This is a genomic window from Streptosporangium sp. NPDC051023, from assembly GCF_040689595.1.
Taxonomy (GTDB): domain Bacteria; phylum Actinomycetota; class Actinomycetes; order Streptosporangiales; family Streptosporangiaceae; genus Streptosporangium.
The window spans coordinates 14,538-37,281 of record NZ_JBFBCE010000066.1; the positions used below are offsets into that span (position 1 = coordinate 14,538).

At 67.5% G+C, this 22,744-nt stretch carries 27 protein-coding genes and 1 tRNA gene; 16 read left to right on the forward strand and 12 right to left on the reverse strand.

The genetic code is table 11. The annotated features are described in order from the left end of the window. Positions 1-11 precede the first annotated feature (11 nt). The 4 genes from AB0395_RS33535 to AB0395_RS33550 all read right to left on the reverse strand — a co-directional run bounded on the left by AB0395_RS33535 (position 12) and on the right by AB0395_RS33550 (position 1,604). Positions 12-101: transfer RNA gene (locus AB0395_RS33535), tRNA-Ser, on the reverse strand. A 24-nt stretch (positions 102-125) separates the two neighbouring features. Continuing rightward, positions 126-569, reverse strand: coding sequence for a tRNA adenosine(34) deaminase TadA (tadA, locus tag AB0395_RS33540; protein ID WP_366288062.1), 444 nt, complete (start codon positions 567-569; stop codon positions 126-128). Positions 570-586: 17 nt separating this feature from the next. After that, positions 587-1,078 (reverse strand): tRNA adenosine deaminase-associated protein, encoded by a 492-nt coding sequence (locus AB0395_RS33545; RefSeq protein WP_366288019.1) that lies wholly within the window; start codon positions 1,076-1,078, stop codon positions 587-589. 16 nt (positions 1,079-1,094) lie between these two features. Beyond that, positions 1,095-1,604: a tRNA adenosine deaminase-associated protein gene (locus AB0395_RS33550; RefSeq protein WP_366288020.1), complete on the reverse strand. Its 510-nt coding sequence runs from the start codon at positions 1,602-1,604 to the stop codon at positions 1,095-1,097. Between the two features lie 187 nt (positions 1,605-1,791). On the opposite strand from AB0395_RS33550, the gene upp reads away from it, so the two are divergent. From upp to AB0395_RS33575, 5 genes are all read left to right on the forward strand, one after another. Beyond that, entirely contained in the window at positions 1,792-2,430 is a 639-nt protein-coding gene (upp, locus tag AB0395_RS33555; RefSeq protein ID WP_366288021.1) for a uracil phosphoribosyltransferase, read from the forward strand. Positions 2,431-2,566: 136 nt separating this feature from the next. After that, positions 2,567-2,797, forward strand: coding sequence for a hypothetical protein (locus AB0395_RS33560; protein ID WP_366288022.1), 231 nt, complete (start codon positions 2,567-2,569; stop codon positions 2,795-2,797). 287 nt (positions 2,798-3,084) lie between these two features. Further along, the gene (locus AB0395_RS33565; protein ID WP_366288023.1) at positions 3,085-3,615 is read left to right on the forward strand and encodes a PH domain-containing protein; all 531 of its coding nucleotides are present in this window, start codon (positions 3,085-3,087) and stop codon (positions 3,613-3,615) included. 132 nt (positions 3,616-3,747) lie between these two features. Then, positions 3,748-5,103 (forward strand): helix-turn-helix domain-containing protein, encoded by a 1,356-nt coding sequence (locus AB0395_RS33570; RefSeq protein WP_366288024.1) that lies wholly within the window; start codon positions 3,748-3,750, stop codon positions 5,101-5,103. 109 nt (positions 5,104-5,212) lie between these two features. Continuing rightward, positions 5,213-5,902 (forward strand): FadR/GntR family transcriptional regulator, encoded by a 690-nt coding sequence (locus AB0395_RS33575; RefSeq protein ID WP_366288025.1) that lies wholly within the window; start codon positions 5,213-5,215, stop codon positions 5,900-5,902. A 319-nt stretch (positions 5,903-6,221) separates the two neighbouring features. Here AB0395_RS33575 and AB0395_RS33580 read toward each other — a convergent pair whose 3' ends face one another. After that, positions 6,222-6,827: a QsdR family transcriptional regulator gene (locus AB0395_RS33580; protein ID WP_366288026.1), complete on the reverse strand. Its 606-nt coding sequence runs from the start codon at positions 6,825-6,827 to the stop codon at positions 6,222-6,224. 99 nt (positions 6,828-6,926) lie between these two features. Here AB0395_RS33580 and AB0395_RS33585 point away from each other — a divergent pair, with 99 nt between their 5' ends. The 4 genes from AB0395_RS33585 (at position 6,927) to AB0395_RS33600 (ending at position 11,840) form a co-directional block, all read left to right on the forward strand. Further along, positions 6,927-8,369, forward strand: a complete 1,443-nt coding sequence (locus AB0395_RS33585) for a carboxylesterase family protein (RefSeq protein WP_366288027.1) — start codon at positions 6,927-6,929, stop codon at positions 8,367-8,369. Beyond that, entirely contained in the window at positions 8,366-9,193 is an 828-nt protein-coding gene (locus AB0395_RS33590; protein ID WP_366288028.1) for an enoyl-CoA hydratase, read from the forward strand. The genes AB0395_RS33585 and AB0395_RS33590 overlap by 4 nt, the downstream gene beginning before the upstream one ends. Positions 9,194-9,215: 22 nt before the next feature. Next, positions 9,216-10,616 carry an AMP-binding protein gene (locus AB0395_RS33595; RefSeq protein WP_366288029.1) on the forward strand — a complete coding sequence of 467 codons (1,401 nt, stop codon included), beginning with the start codon at positions 9,216-9,218 and terminating at the stop codon, positions 10,614-10,616. 369 nt (positions 10,617-10,985) lie between these two features. Beyond that, positions 10,986-11,840 (forward strand): hypothetical protein, encoded by an 855-nt coding sequence (locus AB0395_RS33600; RefSeq protein ID WP_366288030.1) that lies wholly within the window; start codon positions 10,986-10,988, stop codon positions 11,838-11,840. A gap of 186 nt (positions 11,841-12,026) precedes the next feature. Here the strand turns inward: AB0395_RS33600 and dnaN are convergent, their stop codons facing one another. Both dnaN and AB0395_RS33610 read right to left on the reverse strand, forming a co-directional pair. Continuing rightward, complete coding sequence (gene dnaN, locus AB0395_RS33605) at positions 12,027-13,130, reverse strand: DNA polymerase III subunit beta (protein ID WP_366288031.1); 1,104 nt, start codon at positions 13,128-13,130, stop codon at positions 12,027-12,029. Positions 13,131-13,293: 163 nt separating this feature from the next. After that, positions 13,294-13,905, reverse strand: coding sequence for a TIGR03086 family metal-binding protein (locus AB0395_RS33610; RefSeq protein WP_366288032.1), 612 nt, complete (start codon positions 13,903-13,905; stop codon positions 13,294-13,296). Between the two features lie 79 nt (positions 13,906-13,984). On the opposite strand from AB0395_RS33610, the gene AB0395_RS33615 reads away from it, so the two are divergent. Further along, positions 13,985-14,422, forward strand: coding sequence for a MarR family transcriptional regulator (locus AB0395_RS33615; RefSeq protein WP_366288033.1), 438 nt, complete (start codon positions 13,985-13,987; stop codon positions 14,420-14,422). 567 nt (positions 14,423-14,989) lie between these two features. Here the strand turns inward: AB0395_RS33615 and AB0395_RS33620 are convergent. Then, on the reverse strand, positions 14,990-15,235 hold the full coding sequence (locus tag AB0395_RS33620) for a hypothetical protein (protein ID WP_366288034.1): 246 nt from the start codon (positions 15,233-15,235) through the stop codon (positions 14,990-14,992). Positions 15,236-15,278: 43 nt separating this feature from the next. Between AB0395_RS33620 and AB0395_RS33625 the strand changes: the two genes are divergently transcribed. The 4 genes from AB0395_RS33625 to AB0395_RS33640 all read left to right on the forward strand — a co-directional run bounded on the left by AB0395_RS33625 (position 15,279) and on the right by AB0395_RS33640 (position 17,849). Continuing rightward, positions 15,279-15,611, forward strand: coding sequence for a hypothetical protein (locus tag AB0395_RS33625; protein WP_366288035.1), 333 nt, complete (start codon positions 15,279-15,281; stop codon positions 15,609-15,611). A gap of 787 nt (positions 15,612-16,398) precedes the next feature. Next, on the forward strand, positions 16,399-16,656 hold the full coding sequence (locus AB0395_RS33630; protein ID WP_366288036.1) for a GntR family transcriptional regulator: 258 nt from the start codon (positions 16,399-16,401) through the stop codon (positions 16,654-16,656). A 157-nt stretch (positions 16,657-16,813) separates the two neighbouring features. Then, a complete protein-coding gene (locus AB0395_RS33635) occupies positions 16,814-17,659 on the forward strand; it encodes a helix-turn-helix transcriptional regulator (protein ID WP_366288037.1) in 846 nt (281 codons plus the stop codon). Next, the gene (locus AB0395_RS33640) at positions 17,646-17,849 is read left to right on the forward strand and encodes a DUF397 domain-containing protein (RefSeq protein WP_366288038.1); all 204 of its coding nucleotides are present in this window, start codon (positions 17,646-17,648) and stop codon (positions 17,847-17,849) included. The genes AB0395_RS33635 and AB0395_RS33640 overlap by 14 nt, the downstream gene beginning before the upstream one ends. Before the next feature lie 438 nt (positions 17,850-18,287). Here the strand turns inward: AB0395_RS33640 and AB0395_RS33645 are convergent, their stop codons facing one another. Together AB0395_RS33645 and AB0395_RS33650 are read right to left on the reverse strand one after the other, a co-directional pair. After that, positions 18,288-18,482: a hypothetical protein gene (locus tag AB0395_RS33645; RefSeq protein WP_366288039.1), complete on the reverse strand. Its 195-nt coding sequence runs from the start codon at positions 18,480-18,482 to the stop codon at positions 18,288-18,290. Positions 18,483-18,885: 403 nt separating this feature from the next. Further along, positions 18,886-19,470 (reverse strand): hypothetical protein, encoded by a 585-nt coding sequence (locus AB0395_RS33650; RefSeq protein WP_366288040.1) that lies wholly within the window; start codon positions 19,468-19,470, stop codon positions 18,886-18,888. Between the two features lie 460 nt (positions 19,471-19,930). Between AB0395_RS33650 and AB0395_RS33655 the strand changes: the two genes are divergently transcribed. Further along, positions 19,931-20,206 (forward strand): hypothetical protein, encoded by a 276-nt coding sequence (locus AB0395_RS33655; protein ID WP_366288041.1) that lies wholly within the window; start codon positions 19,931-19,933, stop codon positions 20,204-20,206. Beyond that, complete coding sequence (locus tag AB0395_RS33660; RefSeq protein ID WP_366288042.1) at positions 20,206-20,634, forward strand: hypothetical protein; 429 nt, start codon at positions 20,206-20,208, stop codon at positions 20,632-20,634. The genes AB0395_RS33655 and AB0395_RS33660 overlap by 1 nt, the downstream gene beginning before the upstream one ends. Before the next feature lie 44 nt (positions 20,635-20,678). On the opposite strand, the gene AB0395_RS33665 is transcribed toward AB0395_RS33660, so the two are convergent. Both AB0395_RS33665 and AB0395_RS33670 read right to left on the reverse strand, forming a co-directional pair. Next, entirely contained in the window at positions 20,679-21,434 is a 756-nt protein-coding gene (locus tag AB0395_RS33665; protein WP_366288043.1) for a ZIP family zinc transporter, read from the reverse strand. Positions 21,435-21,613: 179 nt separating this feature from the next. Next, entirely contained in the window at positions 21,614-22,645 is a 1,032-nt protein-coding gene (locus AB0395_RS33670) for an SMP-30/gluconolactonase/LRE family protein (RefSeq protein ID WP_366288044.1), read from the reverse strand. Positions 22,646-22,744 lie beyond the last annotated feature (99 nt).

Genomic DNA, 22,744 nt, shown 5'->3' on the forward strand with positions numbered 1-22,744 from the left:
GGCTCTTGTAGTGGCGGTGGAGGTGGGATTTGAACCCACGGATAGGTTGCCCCATCACACGCTTTCGAGGCGTGCGCCCTCGGCCACTAGGCGACTCCACCGCGGAGCAGCTTACCGGATATCCGCTATTGCTCGTGCATCCGCCGAGAGGCGAAGAACTCGCTGAGGACTCCGGCGCACTCGTCGGCCAGCACCCCCATGACGACCTCGGGCCTGTGGTTGAGACGACGGTCCCGCAGCACGTCCCACAGTGAACCGGCGGCGCCGCCCTTGGGGTCGACGGCGCCGTAGACGACGCGGTCGACCCTGGCCAGCACCGAGGCGCCCGCGCACATCGTGCACGGTTCAAGGGTGACCACCAGCGTGCATCCGGTCAGCCGCCACTCACCGCGGGCCCGCGCCGCCCGGCGCAGGGCGAGGATCTCGGCGTGCGCGGTCGGGTCGCCCTGCGACTCACGGTCGTTGCCCGCCTGCGCCAGCACGGACCCGTCCCGGCCGAGAACCACCGCACCGACCGGCACCTCGCCCCTCGCGCCCGCCTCGACGGCCTGGGCGAGGGCGAGCCGCATCCCGGGGACGTAGTCCGTCACCGAAGCCGATCGAGCTCGTCCGCGAAGGCCAGCCGCTCGGCGATCACCGAGAGCGTGTCCGCGGGGAGCGCGCCCTCCTCCATGCTCAGCTCGATGAGCTCCTCCGGACTCAGCCCGAGGTCGCTCAGCAGCTCGAAGTCGCCCGCAGGCCGTACGCCGAGGTCGGGGGTCTCCTTGTCGGGGGCGACCCCGGCCAGCTCGGTGAAGAGCTCCCCGAGACCGTCGGTCACGCCCGCCTGGGCGTCGGACAGGAAGGCGCGGGGCTCCCGGTCGCCCTGGTAGCGGACGATCGCGAACCACTCGTCCTCGACCTCGACGCACAGCAGGGCCAGCTCGTCACCGTTGAGCCCCAAATGCTCCTGGACGGCGTCGCCCAGGTCGTCGGCTATCTCGGCGGCGCTGAGATCGACCTCAGCGCCGTTCCATCCGTCCGCGGTGCGAACGAAGGCCGCCGAGAACACACTGTTACCGGATTGCCTGGAGGACATGGCCGATCTCCCGAGGTCAGCCGAACACCGAGTCGATTGCGCGTTCGAACGGCTCGGAGAACCCCAGCCGAGCGGCGATGCTGGACAGCACGTCCTCGGGGAGCAGGTCGATGTCCCCGGAGAGGATGCCAAGCTCCATCTCGTCAAGGCCCAGGTCAGCGAAGATCGACAGATCCCCGGCGGGGAGAGCCGTCTCCTCGTCCTGGAGGATCGCGTCCAGCTCGTCCTCGTCGGGCACCGGCACGTCGAGGTATTCCAGCGCCTGCCGCGCGAGCGGGAAGTCCCAGGACGCGGCGATGTCGGAGAGGAAGACCTCCACGTGTTCACCGAACACTCGTAACGCCACGAAGAACTCATCCCCAACGGCGACGAGGCCAATCGTCCCGTTGATGCTCGGCTGCTGGCGCAGAGCCTGGATCAGCCCCTGGAGGTCGGAGGTGAGTGCCACGGGAAGCAACTCCGCCTCCCAGATGTCGTCCTCCCGATAGACGACGATGGCAAAGTCCAGAGGGTCTTCGTCTGACATGGCCATCCCCACCGGTGCGTTCGCTACGGAGACCAATGCTTTCAGAAGCACCGCGCCGCCGTACGCGTCCGGGGCCAAATTGTGATCCAAATCCAGGTGAGCGCGCGATGTCGCACAGGTGCCCACCTGTTGTCATCTGAGCGGCGGTTTGTCCCCTGAGCGGCCGTTCAGGATAGCGTTGGCGCTCATGGAGACCCTCGTCGTCGAGCACCCGCTGGTGGCGCACAAGCTGACCGCCCTGCGGGACGCGAGCACCGACTCACCCACCTTCCGGCGTCTGGCCGACGAGCTGGTGACTCTGCTCGCCTATGAGGCGACCCGCCACGTCCGCGTCACCGAGCTGACGGTGGAGACTCCCGTGGCGACGGCGAAGGGCGTACGGCTGGCGCAGCCGTACCCGCTGGTCGTCCCCATCCTCCGCGCGGGCCTGGGCATGCTGGACGGCATGACCCGGCTGCTGCCGACCGCCGAGGTCGGCTTCCTCGGAATGATCCGCAACGAGACCACGCTCAAGGCGGAGACCTACGCGACCCGGCTGCCGGACGACCTGTCGGGACGCCAGGTCTACGTGGTCGACCCGATGCTCGCAACGGGCGGCACCCTGGCGGCGGCGATCAGGTTCCTCTTCGAGCGCGGCGCTGACGACGTGACCGTGCTGTGCCTGCTGGCCGCTCCCGAGGGGATCGCCCACATGGACGAGGTCTTCGCGGGTAGCGACAGGCCGATCCGCCTGGTGACCGCCGCTCTGGACGAGCGGCTGAACGAGCACGGCTACATCGTCCCCGGCCTCGGAGACGCGGGCGACCGCCTTTACGGCGTCGTCTGAGAAGATCTACCTGGGTTAAGGGGGGTCGTTCCGCCACTTCTCCGTTACACAGTGTGGTTATGTGGGTACGAAGAGTAGCGAGAATATCTCTTCTGTGTTCCCGGCCGAAGGCCGTGGACGCACACCAGGGAGAAGCATGAGCGAGCGAAGCGTCCCGGACCCGGAGTCGGACCCCTACGAGCACGTCAGTGCCGCGTTGCGGGACGAGTTCTCCAAGGTCCACCCCGCGGCCACGGTGACCCGCTGCATCCAGGCGGCGCACTACGGCGCACTCGAGGTGACCGGCCAGGCCCACGCGGGGCTGGTCGAGCGGATCGCCCGCAAGCACCTCGAGGTCCTCGCGCTGGTCGCGGGCGAACGCGGGTGACGGACATCACATCGGCGCGATCAGGTCCTCACGGACATCCCGTGACCTGATCAGCGAAGACGCTTTACCTCGCGAATGGCATGGGTAATGTATACGGCGGGTGCAGTGGGTGAGTGGTCGTAGGAGGCCGCAGTGCAGGTCAAGAAAGCTCTAACGTACAGCGCCATTGCTTTTGTGGCGTTTTACCTGTTCACACGACCAGGTGATGCAGCGAACACAGTTAGGGGCGCCATGGACACCATGTTCAACGCGGCCAATTCTCTGGCCCAATTCGTATCCCATCTGTCATGAGACTGGTGACCCACGGGGACTCGGCTCCCGCGTCGGTCAACCGCTACCTACTCCCCCACGAACAACAAGTGATCATGGTACGGCGTCACCCGGCCGTACTGCTTCGCTCCATCGCCGAGGTCTTCGGCGGCCTGATCATCGCCGGGCTGCTGAGCAGGTGGTTCGGCAGCCAGGGCGGGAGCGGTGCTCTCGTCATCGTCTGGTGGGCCTGGCTCCTGCTGTTGATCCGCTTCGTGTGGAAGGTGGCCGAGTGGTCGGTCGACTACTTCGTGGTCACTTCCAAGCGCATGCTGCTCACAACAGGCCTCATCACACGCAAGGTCGACATGATGCCGCTCGGCAAGGTGACCGACATGAGCTTCCAGCGCTCACTGCTCGGCCGCATGCTGGGATACGGCGAGTTCGTCCTGGAGTCGGCCGGTCAAGATCAGGCCCTGTCCAGAGTGAACTACATCCCCTACCCGGAGACCTTGTACCTCGAGGTCTGTCAGATGCTCTTCCCTGGCGGCAACGATTCGGATGATTAGTGCCCCTATGTCCCGTATGACATAGGGGCCGGGAGAGTCCGCAGGTGGATTCTCTTCACGTGGGGTTACCGATTCGACTGCTTCGTGCAATCATGGCGGGAACATTGACCATCCCCCGCCCTGAGAGATCAGATGCCGAGTCAGGGAACCATCGGTGACCGCGTCCGCGGACTGCGGCTGAGTAGGCGCATGTCTCAGGCCCAGCTGGCAGGGCCTGACCTCTCCGACAGTTATGTCTCCCTCATCGAGTCCGGAAAGCGGACGCCGACCCCCGTGGTCGCGCGTCTTCTCGCTGAACGACTGGGGTGCACAACCGAGTTCTTGCTTCACGGGATCGAGCCGCGCCAGCGGATCGACACCGAACTCGGCCTGCGCCACGCGGAGTTGGAGCTACAACACGGCGACCCATCCGTCGCCGCCGAACGATTCGGCGAGATTGTCAAGGTCGCCGGCGAGGAGAACGCCATGCTGGCCGCGCACGCGCGGCTGGGGCGGGCTCGCTCGCTGGAGGCCCAGAACAAGGTCGAGCCCGCGGTCGAGGCGTTCGAGCGGCTTCGCCGCGAGGCCGCCGCACACCCCGAGCGACTGGCCGACCTGCCTCTGACGGTCGCGCTGAGCCGCTGCTACCAGCGCGCGGGCGACACGCTCCGCGCGCACGATCTGGCCGCGTACGCCCTCACCCAGGTGAACCACCTGGCACTGACCCAGGGCGAGATCGCGATCGAGCTGGCCGCCTCCCTGGTGGAGACCGAAGCCAGCAGGCCGCAGTCTCCCGGCCTGTCCTACGTCAGGCACATCCTGGCCGTCAACGGCGTCCCCTCGGTGGTCAACCGCACCGCCGAGGTCCACTCCCTCTGGCAGGCGAGCATCGTCGCGGCAGAAGGCGAGGACTCGGCGCTGGCCGTACGGCTGGCCGACGACGCGATCGCGACGGGCCGCCCGGCCCGGATGGCCTTCAGGCTCGCCGGGATCGCAGTGGAGTGGGCGAGACTCGCAGTCTCCCTCGGAAGCCCCTCATCCGAGGAGGCCTACGAGTTGGCGACCGCCGCCAGCGGAGTCTTCGCCGCCTTCCCCGAGAAGATCAACGAGCACGCGGGAAGCCTGGTCGTGCTTGCCCGTCTCCAGCTCGGCGACGGCAACCCGGACGGCGCGGTCACCCTGGCCACGTCCGCCCTCGACACCCTGTCCGGTCAGGCAGGCCCGACCACCGCGTCCGTGCACCTGGTCCTCGCCCAGGCCGCGCTCACGCGGGGGGAGAACAACGTCCTGTCCAGGCTGAACACCGCAGGGGAGCTCCTTCATGCCCTGCGATCGGAGCGGTCCAATCCCAACCGGGAGATCGCACGAGCCTGGCGCGAGCTAGGTGACCTTTACGGCAGGGTCGGCGTGGGAGAGGAACAGACAAACGCGTATCGTAGGGCTCTTGAGGCAGCCGGAGTCCGCGACGCGATGGTGGGAATAACAGTCGATTCGACGCTGGTCCGATAAGCAATCCGCCTCCCCCGGCACTCCGGATTTGTTTTTCTGCCTCCGGAATAACTAGGGTCTACCAGTCATTGACTCATAGGATGATTGGTTTCTCCGGAGGAGGCGGACTGTGAGTCTGCGTACGGCGCAGCGGGCGTCTCTCGTTGACCAGGTGATCGATCAGCTCAAAGAGCAGATCACTTCGAACTCCTGGCAGATGCACGCGAAGATCCCCACCGAGACCGTGCTCGCCGAGCAGCTCGGTGTGGGACGCAACACCGTGCGTGAGGCCGTAAGGGCGCTCACCCACGCAGGCCTGCTGGAATGCCGTCAGGGCGACGGCACCTACGTCCGCGCCACGAGCGAGCTCTCTGGCGCGATGCTACGGCGGCTGCGCACCGCCGAGCAGTTGGAGATCCTGGAAGTACGGCGCGCACTCGAGGTCGAGGCCGCCCGGCTGGCCGCGACGAGGCGCACCGACGCCGACATCCTCCGCATCGAGGCCGCGCTGGCCGAGCGGGAGCGGGCGTGGGAGCTGGGTGAGCCGACCGCCTTCGTCGAGGCGGATCTCGCCTTCCACGTCGCCGTCGTCCAGGCGACCCACAACCTGGTCCTGATCGACCTCTACGAGGACTTCTCCGCCGCTCTGCGGGCCAGCATCACCGCGGCGGGGACCTCGCTCAACAGCACCTACATTCCGCACGACGCCATTGCCCGGGCGATCGCGGCGGGCGACGCGGCGGCGGCGGAGCGCGCGGGCCACGCGTGCATGGAACACATCCTGATCGCCCTCACCGAGGCCCAGGAGCTCAGCAGCTAGCTTTTTCATTCCGGCCGCCGCGAGAGTCCGGCGCCTCGACGTCACGACGCAGGACCTCTGACCTCGCGGCGCCGGATCTTCCGGTATCACGACGCCGACGCTCGGGCTTCGCTACGTCGCCCCTCGGGCCCCGGGACGCCAGCGCAACGCCGCCGGCCGCTCGACCGCCCGCGCTACCAGTCGCCCGAAGGCCATGCCCAGCAGGGACACCGCGACGGTGACGACCGCCCCAGATCGACCAGGCGAATCACGACAAGATCAACGCGTCCGGCAGCTCCGCACCCCCGACGAGCCGGACTCAGAGGATGGGTCGTGCTGGTCAGTTGGCCGGGCGAGCGGATGGGAGGAGGGCGGCCAGGACGCGGGCGGCTCGGTCGGGATCTGCGGGTTCGCCGGTGATGGTGGGAAGGTAGTGGAAGGACTCGGCGACGCGCAGGACGGTGTAGGCGAGATCGTCGAGCGGGATCGGGCTGACGACGCGGCCTTCGGCGAGATCCTCGGCGAGCTTGGACTTGAGCAGGTCAAGGAGGCGGGGCTGGAAGCCGTGTGAGGCGAGGGTGAGCAGCCGCATCGCCAGGTCGTTCTCCTGTTCCAGGAAGCGGCGCGCGCCGGGCTGGCTCCAGAAGGCGCGCAGCAACCGGACCACGACTTCGGGGACGCGGGGCCCGGACCGGGCCTCCAGACGGGCCCACTCGTCGTCGAAGGTCTGGGCGGTGAGCGCCCAGATGACCTCGACGAGGAGCTGTTCGCGGGTGCCGACCCAGCGGTAGAGGGTGACGCGGCTGACGCCCAGCTCGGCGGCCAGGGACTGGAGGTCGATCCGCTTGCCGGCCAGGAAGTCCGACCGGGCCCTGCGGAAGGCGTCCAGCGCGGTGGGTTTACGGCTCGGCGAGGACAACTGCCGCTGCAACGGGGTCTGCTCCACGAATGAAGCATATCTAACGAATGTTACATCTTGACATGTCGACGGAGAGGAGCCCACGCTTTGTAGCATCTAGCCAGAATGTTTCAGAGGAGCAACGTCATGGCTGATGTGTTGCACATAGCGCAAGGGTCCCTGCGCGGGACAACGATCGACGGAATCACCGCCTACCTGGGCGTTCCCTACGCCGCGCCGCCCTTCGGCGAGCTCCGGTTCGCCGCGCCCGCCCCACCGGAGCCGTGGGACGGAGTCCGTGACGCCACGGGCTTCGGCCCCACCGTGCCAAAGGCCGACTATGTCGACATGTACGTTCCGCTCTTCCCCGAGGTGGTGGTCCCGGGCGAGGAGTGCCTGAACCTCAACGTGTGGACGCCCGACGGCTCGGGCCTGCCGGTTCTGGTCTGGATCCACGGCGGAGCGTTCACCAATGGCTCCAACTCCGTTCCCGAGTACGACGGCACGTCCTTCGCCCGCCACGGAATCGTCGTGGTGAGCGTCAACTACCGGCTGGGCGCTGAGGGTTTCGTCTACCTGGACGGCGCACCCGCCAACCGGGGCCTGCTCGACCAGGTCGCCGCGCTGCGCTGGGTGCGGAAGAACATCGAGGCGTTCGGCGGCGACCCCGACCGGGTGACGGTCGCGGGCCAGTCGGCGGGGGCGTGGTGCGTGCAGACGCTCCTGTCGATGCCGCAGGCCAAGGGTCTGTTCCAGCGGGCCATCGCGCAGAGCGGCGGCGCGCAGCACTATCTGAACGCCGACCAGGGCCGCCTCGTGGCCGGCGAACTCGCCGCCCGACTGTCCGTGGAGCCGACCCGCGACGATTTCGCCAAGCTCGACCCCGCGGTGGTGGCCGTGGCCGTCCGCGACCTCATCGGTGAGATCCAGGGCGCGCCGGATCCGGCGAAATGGGGCGATCTGGCGTTGAGTTCTCAGCCGTACGCGCCGACGGTCGACGGCGAGGTTCTCGAGAACCCGCCGTTGCCGTTCCTCGACCCGGACGTCGCCCTGCTGACGGGCACGACGGCCGAGGAGGCGCGGCTGATCCTGGTCGCGTCGGGCGCGATCGGGCTCATTGACGAGACCCTGCTGCTGCAGTCGGCCTCGGCGTACGGGCTGGGCGCGGACGACGTCGACATCTATCGGAAGGCCCGTCCTGACGCGACGCCGGGCGATCTGCTGTCGGCGATCGTCTCCGACTGGTACTTCCGGATCCCGGCGATCCGGTCCGCGGAGGCGCACGGCGCGGACAGCTGGGTCTACCAGTTCGACTGGGCGTCCCCGACGCTCGGCTCCGGGCACGGCGTCGACCTGCCGTTCGCGTTCCACACCCTGGACACCCCGGGTCTCGCGCCCCGGCTCGGTGACGAGCCTCCGGTCGCGATCGCCGACACCTTCCACCACGTCTGGGTTAACTTCATCAAATTCGGCGACCCCGGCTGGGCCCGCTACGGCAACGATCGGACCGTCGGGGTCGTCAATGAGTCGGTCGTCTCCGTCTCGGACCCGGGTGGGGCCGAGCGCGTCCTGTGGGAGGGTGTCCGATGAGCGTGGTCCGCTACGAGCTTCCGCGTCCGAAAGTGGCGCGGATCGTGCTGAACCGTCCCGAGCGGCGCAACGCGCAGGACACCGAACTGCTCTACGCGCTGAACGACGCCTTCGACCGGGCCGCTCACGACGAGGACGTGGCGGTGATCGTCTTGGCGGCCGAAGGCCCGCACTTCTCTGCCGGTCACGACCTGCGGGAGGACGAGCCGTTCGCCTCGCTGCACGACCACGACACGGTGGGGCCGTACTGCGGTTTCACCCGTGCCGGCGCGGAGGGACTGATGGCGCGGGAGGAGGAGATCTATCTGGGGTTCTCCGAGCGCTGGCGGAACATTCCGAAGCCGACCATCGCCGAGGTGCAGGGAAAGGTCATCTCCGGCGGCCTGATGCTGGTGTGGCCGTGCGACCTGATCGTGGCGGCGGAGAATGCCGAGTTCCTCGACAACGTGGTGGCGATGGGCGTCAACGGCGTCGAGTTCTTCAACCATCCGTACGAGTTCGGGGTGCGGAAGGCCAAGGAACTGCTGTTCACCTCCGGGACGCTCACCGCCCGCGAGGCCGAGCGGATCGGGATGGTCAACCGGGTGGTGCCGCTGGCACGGCTCACCGAGGAGACCCTGGATCTGGCGGCGCGGATCGCCGAGCAGCCTCCGTTCGCGTTGAAGCTCGCCAAGCAGTCGGTGAACGCCGCGCAGGACGCCCAGGGCCGTCCCGACGCGATCCGCACGGCGTTCGCACTGCACCAACTCGCCCACAGTCACAACATGCAGGTGCACGGGCTGGTGGTGGAGCCGGACTTCATGAAGCGGTTTACCCGTGGGTAGCGTCGTGCCGCTGGGTCAGATCTTGAGCGATCTGGCGTCGGCGGACCCGGACCGTCCGCTGGTGACCTGCGGGGAGGAGACGGCGACCCGGGCGGGTCTCGAGGAGCGGGCCAACCGGCTGGCGCGCACCTACCGGGCGGCAGGCGTCTGCCAGGGCGACTTCGTGACGGTCGCGATGCCCAACGGAGTGGGCTTCTACGTGGTGATGTTCGCGCTGTGGAAGCTGGGCGCGGTGCCGCAGCTGATCTCACCCGCGCTTCCTCCGCCCGAGCGGGACGCGATCGTCACGCTGGCCAGGCCACGGCTGGTGGTGACGGCCGAGGAGCCCGATCCCGTGCAGGAGGGCCGCTACCTCGTGCCGACTGTCGGCCCTTCGTGGAAGGCTGCGACCTCGGGTGGCAGCACGGGACGGCCGAAGCTGATCATCTCGGGGCAGCCCGGGGAGGTCGATCCGGGAGCGGCGGCGGCCCTGCTGGGTCAGCGGGACGGCGACGTCCAGCTCGTCCCCGGACCGCTTTACCACAACGCTCCGTTCAACTTCTCCATGTACGGACTGTTCGCGGGGCAGCATCTGGTGGTACTGCCGCGGTTCGATCCGGTCGCGGTGCTGGAGGCGGTCGAGCGCTACCGGGTCGGCTGGGTGTCGTTCGTGCCGACGATGATGTCGCGGGTCCTGCGCGAGCTGAACGGCCCGCGCGTCTGGGACATCTCGTCGCTTCGGCAGCTATGGCACGGGGCCGCGCCCTGCCCCGCGTGGCTGAAGGAGGCGTGGTTCGCGCTGCTCGGCCCCGAGAACGTCCATGAGATGTACGCGGCCACCGAAGCGCAGATGATGACCCACATCACCGGCGCGGAGTGGCTCGCCCACCGCGGTTCGGTGGGGCGGCCGCTCTGGGGCGAAGTCCGGATCCTGACCGCCGACAACGACGAGGCCGCGACAGGCGAGGACGGCGAGATCTTCATGCGCCCGACACCGGGCACCCCGCCGACCTACCGGTACGTGGGGGCGACGGCACGGACAGTGGACGGCTGGGAGTCACTCGGCGATCTCGGTCACGTGGACGCCGACGGTTACCTGTATCTGAACGACCGTCGGACCGACCTGATCCTCACCGGTGGCGCGAACGTCTACCCGGCCGAGGTCGAGGCGGCGCTGTCGGAGCATCCGGGCGTCCAGTCATGCGCCGTGGTTGGTCTCCCGGACGCAGACCTCGGTCAGCGGGTGCACGCGCTCATCCAGCCCTACCCCGATCAGCCGCCGAACGAGGACGATCTGCGGGCGTTCCTGACGACCCGTCTCGTCCGCTACAAGACCCCCCGCACCTACCGCTTCACCACCGACCCTCTCCGGGACGACGCGGGCAAGGTGCGACGAGCCGCGCTGCGGGCGCGCGAGCAGGCGCTGACAGAACCGCCCGGCTGACGCCTCCCGCTCCAACAACCGCTTCCTCGACAAGCGCGTCGCCGATCTTGAAGCCCGGCTGCTCGAAGATCCGGCCTCGCCTTTTCTCGGACAGTTCGTTTTCCCAAAAAGGCCGTCCAACCCTCTTTTTCCGGACACCCTTTTCCGGGCAGCTTTTCCCAGAGGCTTTCTCCCGGACAGCACGTTCGCGATGTTTGACCAGCTTACCGGTCCACGCAGTCCACACTGCTCACCCACTGAGCCGGGAGCGATCGTGTGGGCCGGAAGAGGTCTGCGCCGTTTCACCACACCTCAGAGGAAAATGTCTATCTTTGTCGGAATAATGATTTCCTCACGAGAGTCGATCTTCCGGGAAAGGAGAAATCCCCTATGAGGCGATGGGTTGCCCTGGCGGCTGCCGTACTGTTCGTGGCCATACCGGCCGCCACCACCCCCGCTGCCGCGCAGGTCGCTCCGCCCAACCCGGTGCGGGCGCTCGAGCGGCAGTTCCAGCCCGAACGCGGCGTGCGATTCACCGAGACCATGAGCTGGAGCAGCGACGGCAGTCGTCAGGCCAAGGTCCAGGTCAACGGCAGGCTGCAGTTCGGCCCCTCCGGTGTCGTCGCCTCTGACGGCACCTGGCAGCTCACCCCTGCCCCGAAGTCCCCCAAGGACGACGAGTTGTTGTCCGGCGGGCGGGTGGGCTTCGTCGTCGCCGGGGGAAGCGTCTACACCTCGAACCTCCAGAAGGTCCCCCAGGTCTGGTCGCGGCAGAAAACGCCCAAGGGAGGCCCGAACTATTCACTGATGTTCAGCTCACAGAGCATCAAGGTGTTCGACCCGGCAATCCTGAAGGCCCTGCTGAAAGGAGTGACGGGAGAGCCCGTGTCCGGCGGGTTCCTCTACCGGGGCGCCATCAGCTACGAGGATCTCTATAAGGCGGACAAGGGCGTCTACGCCTCCGAGTCCCTGCCTCCTCAAGAGCGCCGCAAACACAAGAAGATCACTTGGCGGTTGTGGACCGACGGCACGGGGCTGCCCACGCGCCTGTCGACCGTCCAGGTCCGGGTCAGCGACAAATCCGTCACGACCACCCAGACCGACACCCGCTACACCGGCTGGGGATCACACGTCCTCATCACCGCCCCACCCGCTGGTCAGGTCACCGACCACCAGGACCAGTCCCTCCCCCTTTCCGACCCGCCCGCGCCCAAGGGATCCACCAACGCCCCGGCCACCCACTGACAGGACGGCGGGTCCGCCGACGGCGTCTCCCCAGGGAAGAACGGGGCTTCGCCGTCGGCTCCGCCGGTCAAGGCCAGGCGCGAGGGTCACCTCCGGCTTGGTGCGAAGAGGCCGCTCAGGCTGGCGCAAGGATGCCGCTCAGGCTGGGCGTGGAGACACCGCTCAGAGCTGGCGCGGAGACGCCGCTCAGGCTTGGCGCAGGGACATCACGAGGTAGCGGAAGGCGGGGTCGGCGTCTCCGGGGACCTCGGCGATGAGGGCGGGGCGGCTCGGGGACTGCATGTTGAGCCTGACGAACTCGGTCTCCACCCCCGCCAGGCCGTCCAGCAGGAACTGGGACTGGAAGGCGATCTGGATCTCGTCGCCGGACAGCTCGGCGTCCAGGACCTCGGCGCCCCGGCCGATGTCACCGCCGCCCGCCTGGATGAGCACCTGTCCCTGGCCGAACGTGAGCCTGATCGCGGTGTTGCGCTCGGCGACCAGCGCCACCCGCTTGATCGCGTCGACGAACGGGGCGGCCCGCACGTCCGCCCTGATCGGCCAGTCGTCGGTCAGGCGTGCGCGGTAGTCGATGAACTGCTCGTCGAGCAGGCGAACCGTGGTGCTTCTGCCGACGCTCTCGAACCCGGCGACTCCGTCGCCCAGGCCGATCGAGACCTCACCGCCGCGCAGCGACCTGGCCACCTCGACGAGCACCCTGGCCGGGACCATGGCGGCGGCCGTGACGCCAGGCTGCTCGGGACGCCAGCCGAACTCCCTGGCTGCGATGCGGTAGCGGTCGGTGGCGGCCATGGTCACGGTCTCGCCCGCGATGTCGATGCGGACGCCGGTCAGCATGGGGAGTGTCTCGTCACGGCTGGAGGCCGGGGCCACCTGGCCGACCGCGCTGGCGAAGATCCCGCCGCCGACCGCCCCGACCTTCGGCGGCGCGGTCGGCAGGGTGGGGAAGTCTTCCACCGGCATGGTGAGAAGGCCGAACTCAGCGCTTCCGCAGGTCAGAACCGCCTCGGAACCGTCGGTGACGATCTCGACCGGCTGGCCGCCTGGCAGACTGCGGGTGATCTCGGCGAGAATCCGCCCCGGGATCAGCACCCTGCCGGGCTCGGCCACGTCGGCCTCGACCGTGGCGCGGGCGGAGACGTCGTAGTCGAAGGCCGAGAGCACCAGGTCCTCGCCGTCGGCCTCCAGCAACAGGCCGGACAGGACGGGAACGGCCGGGCGGTTCGGCAAGGCACGGGCCGCCCAGACCACGGCGTCGGCCAGGACATCACGGTTGACCCGGAACTTCACCTGAGCATCCCTTCGTCCCGAACGGCACCACCATGTGCGGTGGCCGTACTCCGGAGAACGTTAGTCGCTGCTACCGACAGATCCTCTGATACTTACATATCCCTCAGTCGGGTGACGCTCACGCTCCGTTTCGGTCAACCGGTCATGTCGGTGACATGGTGTCTCAAACGCGAGGTTCCCAAGTGGGAGAGCGGCCGAGCAGAGCGAGGATCCGGTCGAAGCGCGGCGCGTCGCCGGGGGCGGGCAGACTCGGCTGGAAGGCGGCGCCCGGCCTGGTGCGGCGCTCGTCGTCCGGGACCGCCAGGGTGATCGGCCAGGCCGCCTCGGCCAGGTCCGAGGCCGGGGTGAACTCGACGCCAAGCGACCGGGCGACGTCCCAGGCGTGCACCAGGTAGTCGATGAAATGGAATCCGATGGCCTGGGCGGCGGGGAAGACCGGCCCACGGCCGAACTCGGGCTGGGTGAACTCGGGCAGCGTGAACTCGCGCTCCAGCACGCCGTCCTCGGCGAACGCCGCCAGCACGTCCTCCGCCGCCTTGATATAGAGCGGGACCGCGTCGTCTCCGAGTGGCCGGACCTTCCACACCGCCAGATCGGCTCCGGCGCCCCGGGCCGCGGCGGCGAAACCGTGGTGCTGGACGGTCATGTGAGCGAGCAGGTCGGCCAGCGTCCAGCCCGCGCACGGCGTCGGCCTGCCAAGGTCATCGACCGTCGCCCTGGCGACCACGTCCACACTCGCGCGCACCGCGCGGTTGTTCAGTTCCTGAATGTTCATGAACGACTCCTCGAATCGATAGGCTTACGCATATCATCTACACTCGTTTATCATCAGTCAATCCGTATAATATGACGTCGTGACCGACCGTCCCGACCTGGCCGCGATGATCAGTCGGCTGAGTCGGCCGCTGATCGACGCCGAGCTGCCTGTGCTGCGCGAGCATGGTCTGTCGATGTGGGCGTACATGGTCCTGCTCGCGCTGGACGAGCGGCCGTTGCGGACCCAGGCCGCGCTGGCGGAGGCCATCGGCGCGGACAAGACCCGCATCATCGGCTTCCTGGACGACCTGCAGCAGCGGGGGCTCATCGATCGGACCCCTGACCCGACTGACCGGCGCGCCCGCCTGCTGTCGCTGACCGCCGAGGGCCGTCGCGTCCGTGACTCCGCGCAGGCGGGCATCCAGCGTAAGGAGGAACGCCTGCTGGGGCGTCTCCCCGAGGAGGACCGCCGCGCTTTTCTGCGCTCCCTGCAGACTCTCGCCGCTCTGTCTCCTGAGGAGATCGTCGGCGAGTAGCCCTTCGACTCATCCCACACTGGATGGTTCTGTGGGTTCGCGCTCCGATGGGCAGGTGGTCCGGCCGGCCGTCGTTGGTTGCTCTCTGGCGGGTTCAGGCCTCCGGCCTGGCGGGCGCGGGGGTTTCTGTCCCTTTATACGCCGGCCGGACCACCCGCCCACCTCCGCGCACCACTGCCCGGCCGTACGGCCTGCGGGCCGTAGCCGCTTCCTTTCCGTTGCTCGGTGTTCTGGCGGTGGCTGAAGCAATCCGTGTGAGGTTTGGTTCATGGCTGGTCGCCGTAGCTGAAGCGCCTGTGCGGAAAGGAGCGCAGGGCTGAGGTGGAAAGCTACGCCCAACGTCTCCCTCCGGACACCGGACGAAGTCTGCGGAGGCCGGTAAGGAGGGTGACGCGGGCGGGACGGGCGACGACTCCGCCCGCCCGCGTCGCGCATGGGCCCGATCATCCCTCCAGAGACCAGGCCCGTGCGGTACGGCGGCGCGGCGACGTTCGTGGGGGAAGCGTCGTCGCCGCGCCTGTTCATGAGAGATGCCTGCCGTACGGCACCGCTGCCGTACGGCAAGACCTACTCCGCGATCGTCTCCCCGGCCGCCCGGCTCGCAATCCGTGCGGCCACCTCTTCCTGCCGGTCTACCTCGGCCCTGAGGTCGTCGAAGGTGTCGGCGTCCACGGTTCTGAAGGGCGGATCACCCCAGAGGGTGTCGGCGGGGAAAGGGCGCTCACGGCTGGCCCAGTAGCGTCCGGCGTCGCTGCGGATGATCCGCCAGCCGGGGATGGCCTGGCTCGGGGCTGCGGTTCCAGGGTGTTCCACGGGTCAGACCTCCGTTGCCCGGTCGAGGACTCGGCCGCCGCTCATGACGACCGGCCGGACCCGCCTCATGAGATGCCTGCGGCGACCGCCTGCCTCCGCCGCCTCGGGAAACCACCACTTCGCCACCTTGGGAAACCACCACGGCGTCACCACCTCCGCCGCATCAGGGAGCTCCCACCACGCCGCCACCTCCGCCGCACCAGGGGGCTTCCACGACGCCACCCCGGAGGGCCTCCACGGCATCACCACCCTCAGCACTCCAGGGGGCTTCCACGACGCCGCTTTCTTCATCACCCCAGGGGGCTTCCACTGCGCCGGTACGGTGGGCGGCGACGCTGACCCGATCGGCGCCGACGGACGGCGCGCAACCTGGTGAACGTTCCCGACCACCGTCCGGGAGGGAAGGGATGTCCAGATCACGCCGCGCGAGCCGTACCGAAAAGGCGATCGGTGCGGGGACTGGGCGCCCTCGACGTCATGGGGACGGTGGATGACCGGTCGCGGGCCGGGTGGCTTGGGGCACTGCCTGTCTCGACGCCGGGATGGTGCGGTTCCAGTCCGGGAAATGGGAGATGGACGTCTGATCTGATGTGGTCTCGGCCTGGGAAGGGGAAGCGATGCCGGTACGGCAGGCACGGTCACCGGCGCGGGGGTGGGAGCGGGGATTGGGGACGGCTCGGGACGGCGCTGGGCGGGGATCAGTGGAACCACCTCGTCGGGCGTCGCGCCTCTGGGCGATTCGTAGGCGGGCAGGCCCCGTCCCAGCCCGAGCTGACGACGCGCTTCCAGACGCTCGGCCATCAGCGTGACGGTCGGCGGCGTGTAGTCGTGGTGGGGGATGTGGTCGGGCTTCTGGGCTGGTGGGGTGCGGTCGCAGTGATGCGCGTACGGCGGATGGCCACAGTCGGCACAGCCCATGGGCATGGGCGGGACGTGCATGAAGCAACTGCAGTTGTCGCTTGTCGTCTGGTGGTCGAGGACCAGAGCACTAAGGTTGGACATGGTCAGGAGTACCTTCCTGATCTAGGACCCGTCCGGTCGTCTCTAGCGCCGGACGGGTTTGTTTTTGATCAAGCCTCACTACTGTTCACAGTGGTGAGGGCTAGACGTCAGCTGGTAGCTATAGGTATGAGCAGATAATCGTAGATGCCTACGGTGATGAGGTGACGATCGAGTGGCGCGCTAACCAGCCAAAATGGGTTCAGATCGCGAATGTGATCAAGGACCGCATTCGCAAGGGCGTCTATGTGGTTGATGAGCCGGTTGCCAGCGAACATCTGATTGTCCAAGAGTTCGGCGTTGCCCGACCAACAGCCCGCAAGGTCCTGATACGTCTCCGAGAAGAAGGCGTTGTCTATGCGGTCCGAGGTTTGGGCACATTTGCACGATCTCCTGACGACTGGGGGACAAACGGGGACTGATATCCCCAATAGTCAACAGGGTGGTTTTACATCCGATACGGAGCCACTCAATCACCCATGGTGACCGGACGACGAGACCATCATGCGCTCGCGCAGTGCATTCACGCAAGCACTATGCGTATGGATTTTTTAACGAGTCCACAGCACACTGTGCACCATGACGAGGAGTCCCACCGTCCGGCATCGCCGCCTTGGCCGCGAACTGCGACGTCTGAGGGAGCGAGCCGACCTCACGCCGGAAGCAGCAGCCAGCCAGCTCGGCTGGAGTCGATCAAAGGTCAATCGGGTCGAAAACGCACGCCTACTACCCAGTGCTGCGGATATCGGCCACGCCTGCGACCTGTACGGCGTAGACGTCGCGGGGAAGGCCGATCTGATCCAGCTCGGCAGGGACGCCAGCCAGCGCGGTTGGTGGACTGCCTACAGCGACGTGTTCGCCAGCTCATACGTTGGTCTAGAGGCTGAGGCGGTGTCCATTCAGACCTGGGAGCCGCTGCTGATCCCTGGTTTGCTCCAGAGTGAGGACTACGCTCGCAGGATCATGTGTGCGGCCCGGACCGCGTTAGACGACTTCGAACTTGAGCGCCGGGTAGCCGGTCGGATGGCCCGCAAGATCAGCCTGCTTGGCGTCAATGCACCGGCCCTACATGCCGTGATCGATGAGTGTGCCCTGATACGCCCCGTTGGACCGCCTGGCGTCATGGTTCATCAGCTCAATGACATTCTTCAGGTTATGGAACGACCGAACGTCACGATTCAGGTTCTGCCACTCCGAACAGGTGAGCACAGCGGCATGGAAGGTGCTTTCTCTGTGCTTTCCTTCGGCGTCGAGGATCCGGACGTGGGATATACCGGATGTCCAGCCGGAAATATCTACATAGAGGCGATTGACCAGGTACGTCAGCTTAGGCTGGCGTTCGAGCGCCTCGTCGGCGCGTGCCTGTCCCCCAAGGAATCTGCGGCGTTCATCGCTGCGGCCAGGAGCAACCATGACCTCCCCTGACCTGACTGGCGCCAAGTTCTACAAGTCCAGCCTCAGCGGCGGCACGACGGACAACTGCGTAGAAGTAGCCACCAACCTGCCCGATGTTGTCGCCGTCCGCGACAGCAAGGACCCTTTCGGCTCGATGCTCACCTTCTCCCCGGCGGCCTGGCGTGATTTCCTCCGAGGCGTTCGCAACGGCGATCTCTGATCCAGAGCCCTGTACGGCGACAGCATCGGAAGGGTGCTTTGCAGCGAACCTCCAAGGGTTCAACACCACCGGAGGTCCACTGCAGAATGCCTCTCCGCAACCCGATGTTGTGCCTGGTCACGTCCAGCGAAGTGGTCGTCAGAGCACCATGGTCGAGCCGGGCTTGAAGGAGTTCGATGATCGCGCTCGGCGGGGCTGAGGTGACGGGCTGAAGTGGTCGCCGGAAAACGGCTGGCACACACTGCCGCCCTCAGCCCTGCTGAGATCGCCGACTGAGAGAAGGCGCAGTTCAGCGGCCTGCATCGAGGAGCTTTGATGGGCTCGACGGATCGATGCCGCTACGAAGGAACGCCTTCCTGACCTGTGGAAACGTTACGGTTGGTGACACGTTTCCCAACGGCACCCCGAGATGTTCGGAATGCGGTTGTTCACCTTTTCTCAGCGGCCACTGCTGCCGTTGGCTGCGCCGTTGGCGCTGCCCCCACCATCGAACTGGACGATGAGAGTGGATGCGGCGGCGGTGGTCCCGGACACGGTGTCGGCACCGGCGGGCTGGGCCGCCACCGTCATGGGCGCGATGAAGGCGAAGGTCGCCACTGTTCCGGCTGCGAGAGCGTTCTTCAGGTTGATCATTAAGATCACTTCGAATCGATTGTGCCCTGGGCGAGGCCCGGGCCAGCTTCTCGGAATTGTCCGGACATGTTGGGCTACAACCTGCGCTCACCTGGGGCTATTCCGCAGCTCCTACTGATTTCCGATAGAGGTACATATGCATACCCGTCTTTGACGTGAGCGCCGTCCCTCGGGGCGGGATCAATCGTCGCGTGGGCAAACAGTGGCACACCTGTACGGAATGGCCCAGGAGGCCGATCCAAGCTCGTGCCGGGACGCGGTCTACTCCGGTTCCCGGCGGGCGTCGGAGAGCCTGTCGGCGAGGTGTGAAGGGCTGGGAGGCGTTGGGGAGGGAAGGCACCCAGCGGGGCCCTGGGCGTGGGGGCGTCAGAGGGCCCCGCTGGGAGAGTCCGGGTGGGAGGCCTCAGTCCACGATCGTGACCGTGGCGTACTGGTATCTCGTGTAGCCGTTCTCGTCGCCCGAGTGCTGGCGGCCGACCATGACCTGGCCGGCGCCCGCCCGCCACGAGTGGCCGCTCTCCTTGAGTGCACCGCTCCAGTTAGGGGAGGAGAACCGCACCTGCTTGCCCTGCCAGAAGAACATGCCCGCGAGGTACTTCGTGTAGCCGTTCTCGTCGCCCGAGTGCCACCGGCCGACGAGGGCCTGGTCGTTCGGGGCGGGGTAGAACGAGCTGCTCTCCTTCTGCCGGTCGCTCCAGAGCCCGAGTACCACGCTCTGGATCGGCTGGTCGTTGATGATGATCGAGCTGCAGTAGTACGTGGTGTAGCCGTTCTCGTCCCCGGAGTGTGACCGGCCGGTCAGCACCTCGTTGGTCGGGCAGGTGAAGTAGACACCGCCCGACTCCTTGAAGGTCGAGGTGTGCTTGAGCTCGATCTTGACCGTCACCGCCGTGGCAGCGGCGGGCGCCGCGGATGCGGGAGCGGCGGTCAGGGCGGCCAGGGCGGCGGCCGCGATCGCGGCGGGTACGGCCTTCTTGTACACGTTCATGTTCTCCGGCTTTCGTTCCGACGGTGTTCGGTGTTGTGCCAAGAGCGCGCGTGCTGACGGCTCACGCCATCCCGGGACATGGGGTTTCGGAACACGTAACCGGTGGTGCGCCGGTTCCGCCCCATGTCGCCCGCGAGCGCCGGGTAGGGCGCCGCAGGGGATGATGATCAGATGGTGGCCGCCGCCACGACGCCGGGTCGTCCCCCTGCCGGGCGAGCGCCGATCCGCCCCGGGAACTACCCCCGGGATCCCAGCGGGTGATCACGTCGACGGCGCCCCGGAGGATATCGGCGGAGGAAGGCCGCGACCGACATCCGCACCCTGGGTTTCGGACGTTTGGGCGAGCGGCGAACCATGGGCGCGGAGCCGGGAAAGACCACTCGCCAGGGCGGGACGTGGTGCGACGAGAGTCGCTTGCCGGATCAGGGATCAGCGAGCCCCTCGCGAGTATGATTCGAGTATGAGCGAGAAGAAGACGCGGATCACGATCACCGTGGACCCGCACCTGGCCACCTACGCCGAACGCCTTGTCGAAACCGGCAAAGCCCCGTCGGTGTCCGCCGTCCTCAACGACGCTCTCGCGGAACACGCCGCCCGCGAACGCCGCGCCCGTCGCTGGTGGGCGGCCAAGGCCGCCGAAGCCGCCGCCGACCCGGCAACCACTGCCCGTGTGGACCGGATGAAGGCGCACGTCACCGACCAACTCCGCCGCTTCGAGCAGGGGCGAGCCGGTTAGTGACCGACTACACTCCGACTCCGCTCATCCTCGACGCCACCGTTCTGTCCGAGCTGGCCAGAGGCGATGCGGGAACCATTGGCCTGGTTCAGAGCTTCGACGCGGACGGGCAGTCAATGGTGGTGTCCGCCCTGGCCATCACCTGGGTTCTGGTGGACGCCCGCACCGAAGAGGCCGCTGACGCCATGCACGGCCTGGCCGCGATGGAGCACGTAACCGTCGCCCCGCTCAAGGACGCGGAGCAGGCGGCCACTCTGGCGGAGTTCGTCGTCGCCACCGGGCAGGAAATATGGGATGCGCACGTCGCGGCCATCGCCGATGTGTCGGTCTGCCCGATCCTGACCTTCGACGCCGCCAAATGGGCTCAGCCGTCCAGCACTCTGAACGATCCACTGCATGTCATCGAGATCCGGGATCCCGAGGTCTGAGCCTCATCCCTCTTGATCATCGGAGTGCGTACGGTCCCGGATGGCTACCCGCCGAGGCGTTCGATGGTGAAGGCGGTCAGGAAGCCGATCGTGGTGATGAGGCCGGTGAAGATGTGGGCGCGTTCGAAGGCTTCGGGGATCATCGTGTCGGCGACCATGGTGAGGATCGCCCCGGCGGCGACGGCGGTGATCACCGCGAGGGCGGCGGGCGAGGCGTCTCGCAGGGTGAGATTGCCGACGAGGGCCGCCAGGCCGCTCGCCAGGGCGATGCCACCCCAGACCCCGAAGACGTACGGCGCGCCGCGCCCGGCCCGTTTCATGCCCGCGGCGCTGGACAGTCCCTCGGGAACGTTGGAGACGAAAACGGCCGCCAGGACCCCGATCCCGACGCCTCGGCCGCCCAGCAGCGACAGGCCCAGCACCACCGACTCGGGGATCCCGTCGAGCAGGGCGCCGATGGCGATGGCCGTGCCGCTGCCCGCGGTGTCGCCCTCGGCCGCCTGCTGGTCGCCGGAGCGCTTGCGGTGCCGCGCGCCGTACCGGGCCAGCAGCATGTTGGCCGCGACGTAGGCGCAGGCACCGGTGAGGAAGCCGATCGCCGCCGGGCCGAGCCCCCCGGAGCGTTCGGCTTCGTCGATGAGCTCGAAGGACAGCGCCGAGATCAGCACACCGGCGCCGAAAGCCATGATCCCGGCGATGATCCGCGCCGGTACCCGTACCAGCCAGGCGATTCCCGCCCCCAGGACGAGGGCGCCCCCCGCGACGAATCCCCACAGTCCTGCCTGAAGCCATTGCGGCACGGCGGTGTCTCCCTCCCGCGACGGCGACAGCGGCAACATGTCCCAAAGAATGGGCAATGAACGCTTTATAGTCTCTCGCCGTAGCGGGGCGGCCGATGCCGGGGAGATGACCGCCGGGGGAGACACGGGGCCGGGGTGCGCCCTCGGATCATTTCGGCACGGCCCCCGGCGTGCCGTGCTCAGATGCCCTGTACGGAGGCGATGGTGAAGGGGATCTCCGGAGTTCCTGAGCCGAGCGGGCCACCCTTGTCGAACTGGGAGCGGACCACGTAGAGCGTCCCGTGCCTGCGGACCAGCGTCGTCGGGAGCTGCAGTGCCTCATCGGTCACCCGCTGCTCCACCTGGGCCGCCGAGCCGTCCCTCGCGACCTTCCACCGGCTGATGGTGTTGACGGTGTTGTGGACCACCCAGAGCCTGCCGTCCTGCAACTCCAGGCCGTCGGCGTGCAGCATGTCGCCACCGCTCAGGAGGACCCTGCGGATCGCGCCCGAGGCGAGGTCGAGACGGTAGAGATCGCCGCCGGTCATGTCCGCAGTGAGCAGGTAGCGTCCTGACGGGTCGGCGACGATCCCGTTGAGGGTGAACGCGTCGGGTGCGTGCGGGGCGAGGGCGCCGGCCAGGTCGAAGTACGGGGTCAGCGTCGCCCGGCCCCCGGTCGCCTTCGCCAGTTGCCGTGGAGTGACGCGGTAGACCACGGCGCGGACGCTGTCGGTGAGGTAGGCGCTGCCGTCCGGGGCGATGGCGAGGTCGTTGACGAAGGCTGCCCCCTGCCCCGGGACGTCGAAACGGGCCAGCAGACGACGACTGCGCGTGTCGTACACGGAGACTCCGGTCGTGGAGTCGGTCACCCACAGCCGTCCTGCCCGGTCCACCTTCAGTCCGTTGGCGGTGTCACGCCCGTCGGCGCCCGCGGGCAGGAAGACCTGGGCCACTCGCCGGTCCTGCGTCATCTTGAAGACCGTGCCGTCGGCGTACGACCCGGCGTAGAGGTCGCCGGTACGCGGGTCGACGGCGACGCCCTCGGGATAGACCCGGTCACCGGGAAGCTCGTACGCCGTGGAGATCCGCGTGCTCGTCCCCGACTGGGACGCCGTGGTCGAGGTCGGAGTCGTGGGCGATGCGGTTTCGGTGGCCTGCGCTCCGGGGGCGAGGGAGAGGACCGCGGCGAGAGCCGTGGCCACGATGGCGGTGGACGAGTGAAGCGGAGACATGGTGCCTCTCTGTTCGGCCATTCACAGTTGATAGAGCCTTACTTCCTGTTCGAGTACACACCATAATTAGAGTTCTAATACTCGTCAACGCCTTAACTT

Bases quoted from the DNA above. Each gene is read 5' to 3' on its own strand.
- tadA (WP_366288062.1), bottom strand. From the start codon at position 569: ATGCGGCTCGCCCTCGCCCAGGCCGTCGAGGCGGGCGCGAGGGGCGAG.
- AB0395_RS33545 (WP_366288019.1), bottom strand. From the start codon at position 1,078: ATGTCCTCCAGGCAATCCGGTAACAGTGTGTTCTCGGCGGCCTTCGTT.
- AB0395_RS33550 (WP_366288020.1), bottom strand. From the start codon at position 1,604: ATGTCAGACGAAGACCCTCTGGACTTTGCCATCGTCGTCTATCGGGAG.
- upp (WP_366288021.1), top strand. From the start codon at position 1,792: ATGGAGACCCTCGTCGTCGAGCACCCGCTGGTGGCGCACAAGCTGACC.
- AB0395_RS33560 (WP_366288022.1), top strand. From the start codon at position 2,567: ATGAGCGAGCGAAGCGTCCCGGACCCGGAGTCGGACCCCTACGAGCAC.
- AB0395_RS33565 (WP_366288023.1), top strand. From the start codon at position 3,085: ATGAGACTGGTGACCCACGGGGACTCGGCTCCCGCGTCGGTCAACCGC.
- AB0395_RS33570 (WP_366288024.1), top strand. From the start codon at position 3,748: ATGCCGAGTCAGGGAACCATCGGTGACCGCGTCCGCGGACTGCGGCTG.
- AB0395_RS33585 (WP_366288027.1), top strand. From the start codon at position 6,927: ATGGCTGATGTGTTGCACATAGCGCAAGGGTCCCTGCGCGGGACAACG.
- AB0395_RS33590 (WP_366288028.1), top strand. From the start codon at position 8,366: ATGAGCGTGGTCCGCTACGAGCTTCCGCGTCCGAAAGTGGCGCGGATC.
- AB0395_RS33600 (WP_366288030.1), top strand. From the start codon at position 10,986: ATGAGGCGATGGGTTGCCCTGGCGGCTGCCGTACTGTTCGTGGCCATA.
- AB0395_RS33610 (WP_366288032.1), bottom strand. From the start codon at position 13,905: ATGAACATTCAGGAACTGAACAACCGCGCGGTGCGCGCGAGTGTGGAC.
- AB0395_RS33625 (WP_366288035.1), top strand. From the start codon at position 15,279: ATGACGACCGGCCGGACCCGCCTCATGAGATGCCTGCGGCGACCGCCT.
- AB0395_RS33635 (WP_366288037.1), top strand. From the start codon at position 16,814: ATGACGAGGAGTCCCACCGTCCGGCATCGCCGCCTTGGCCGCGAACTG.
- AB0395_RS33640 (WP_366288038.1), top strand. From the start codon at position 17,646: ATGACCTCCCCTGACCTGACTGGCGCCAAGTTCTACAAGTCCAGCCTC.
- AB0395_RS33645 (WP_366288039.1), bottom strand. From the start codon at position 18,482: ATGATCAACCTGAAGAACGCTCTCGCAGCCGGAACAGTGGCGACCTTC.
- AB0395_RS33650 (WP_366288040.1), bottom strand. From the start codon at position 19,470: ATGAACGTGTACAAGAAGGCCGTACCCGCCGCGATCGCGGCCGCCGCC.
- AB0395_RS33655 (WP_366288041.1), top strand. From the start codon at position 19,931: ATGAGCGAGAAGAAGACGCGGATCACGATCACCGTGGACCCGCACCTG.
- AB0395_RS33670 (WP_366288044.1), bottom strand. From the start codon at position 22,645: ATGTCTCCGCTTCACTCGTCCACCGCCATCGTGGCCACGGCTCTCGCC.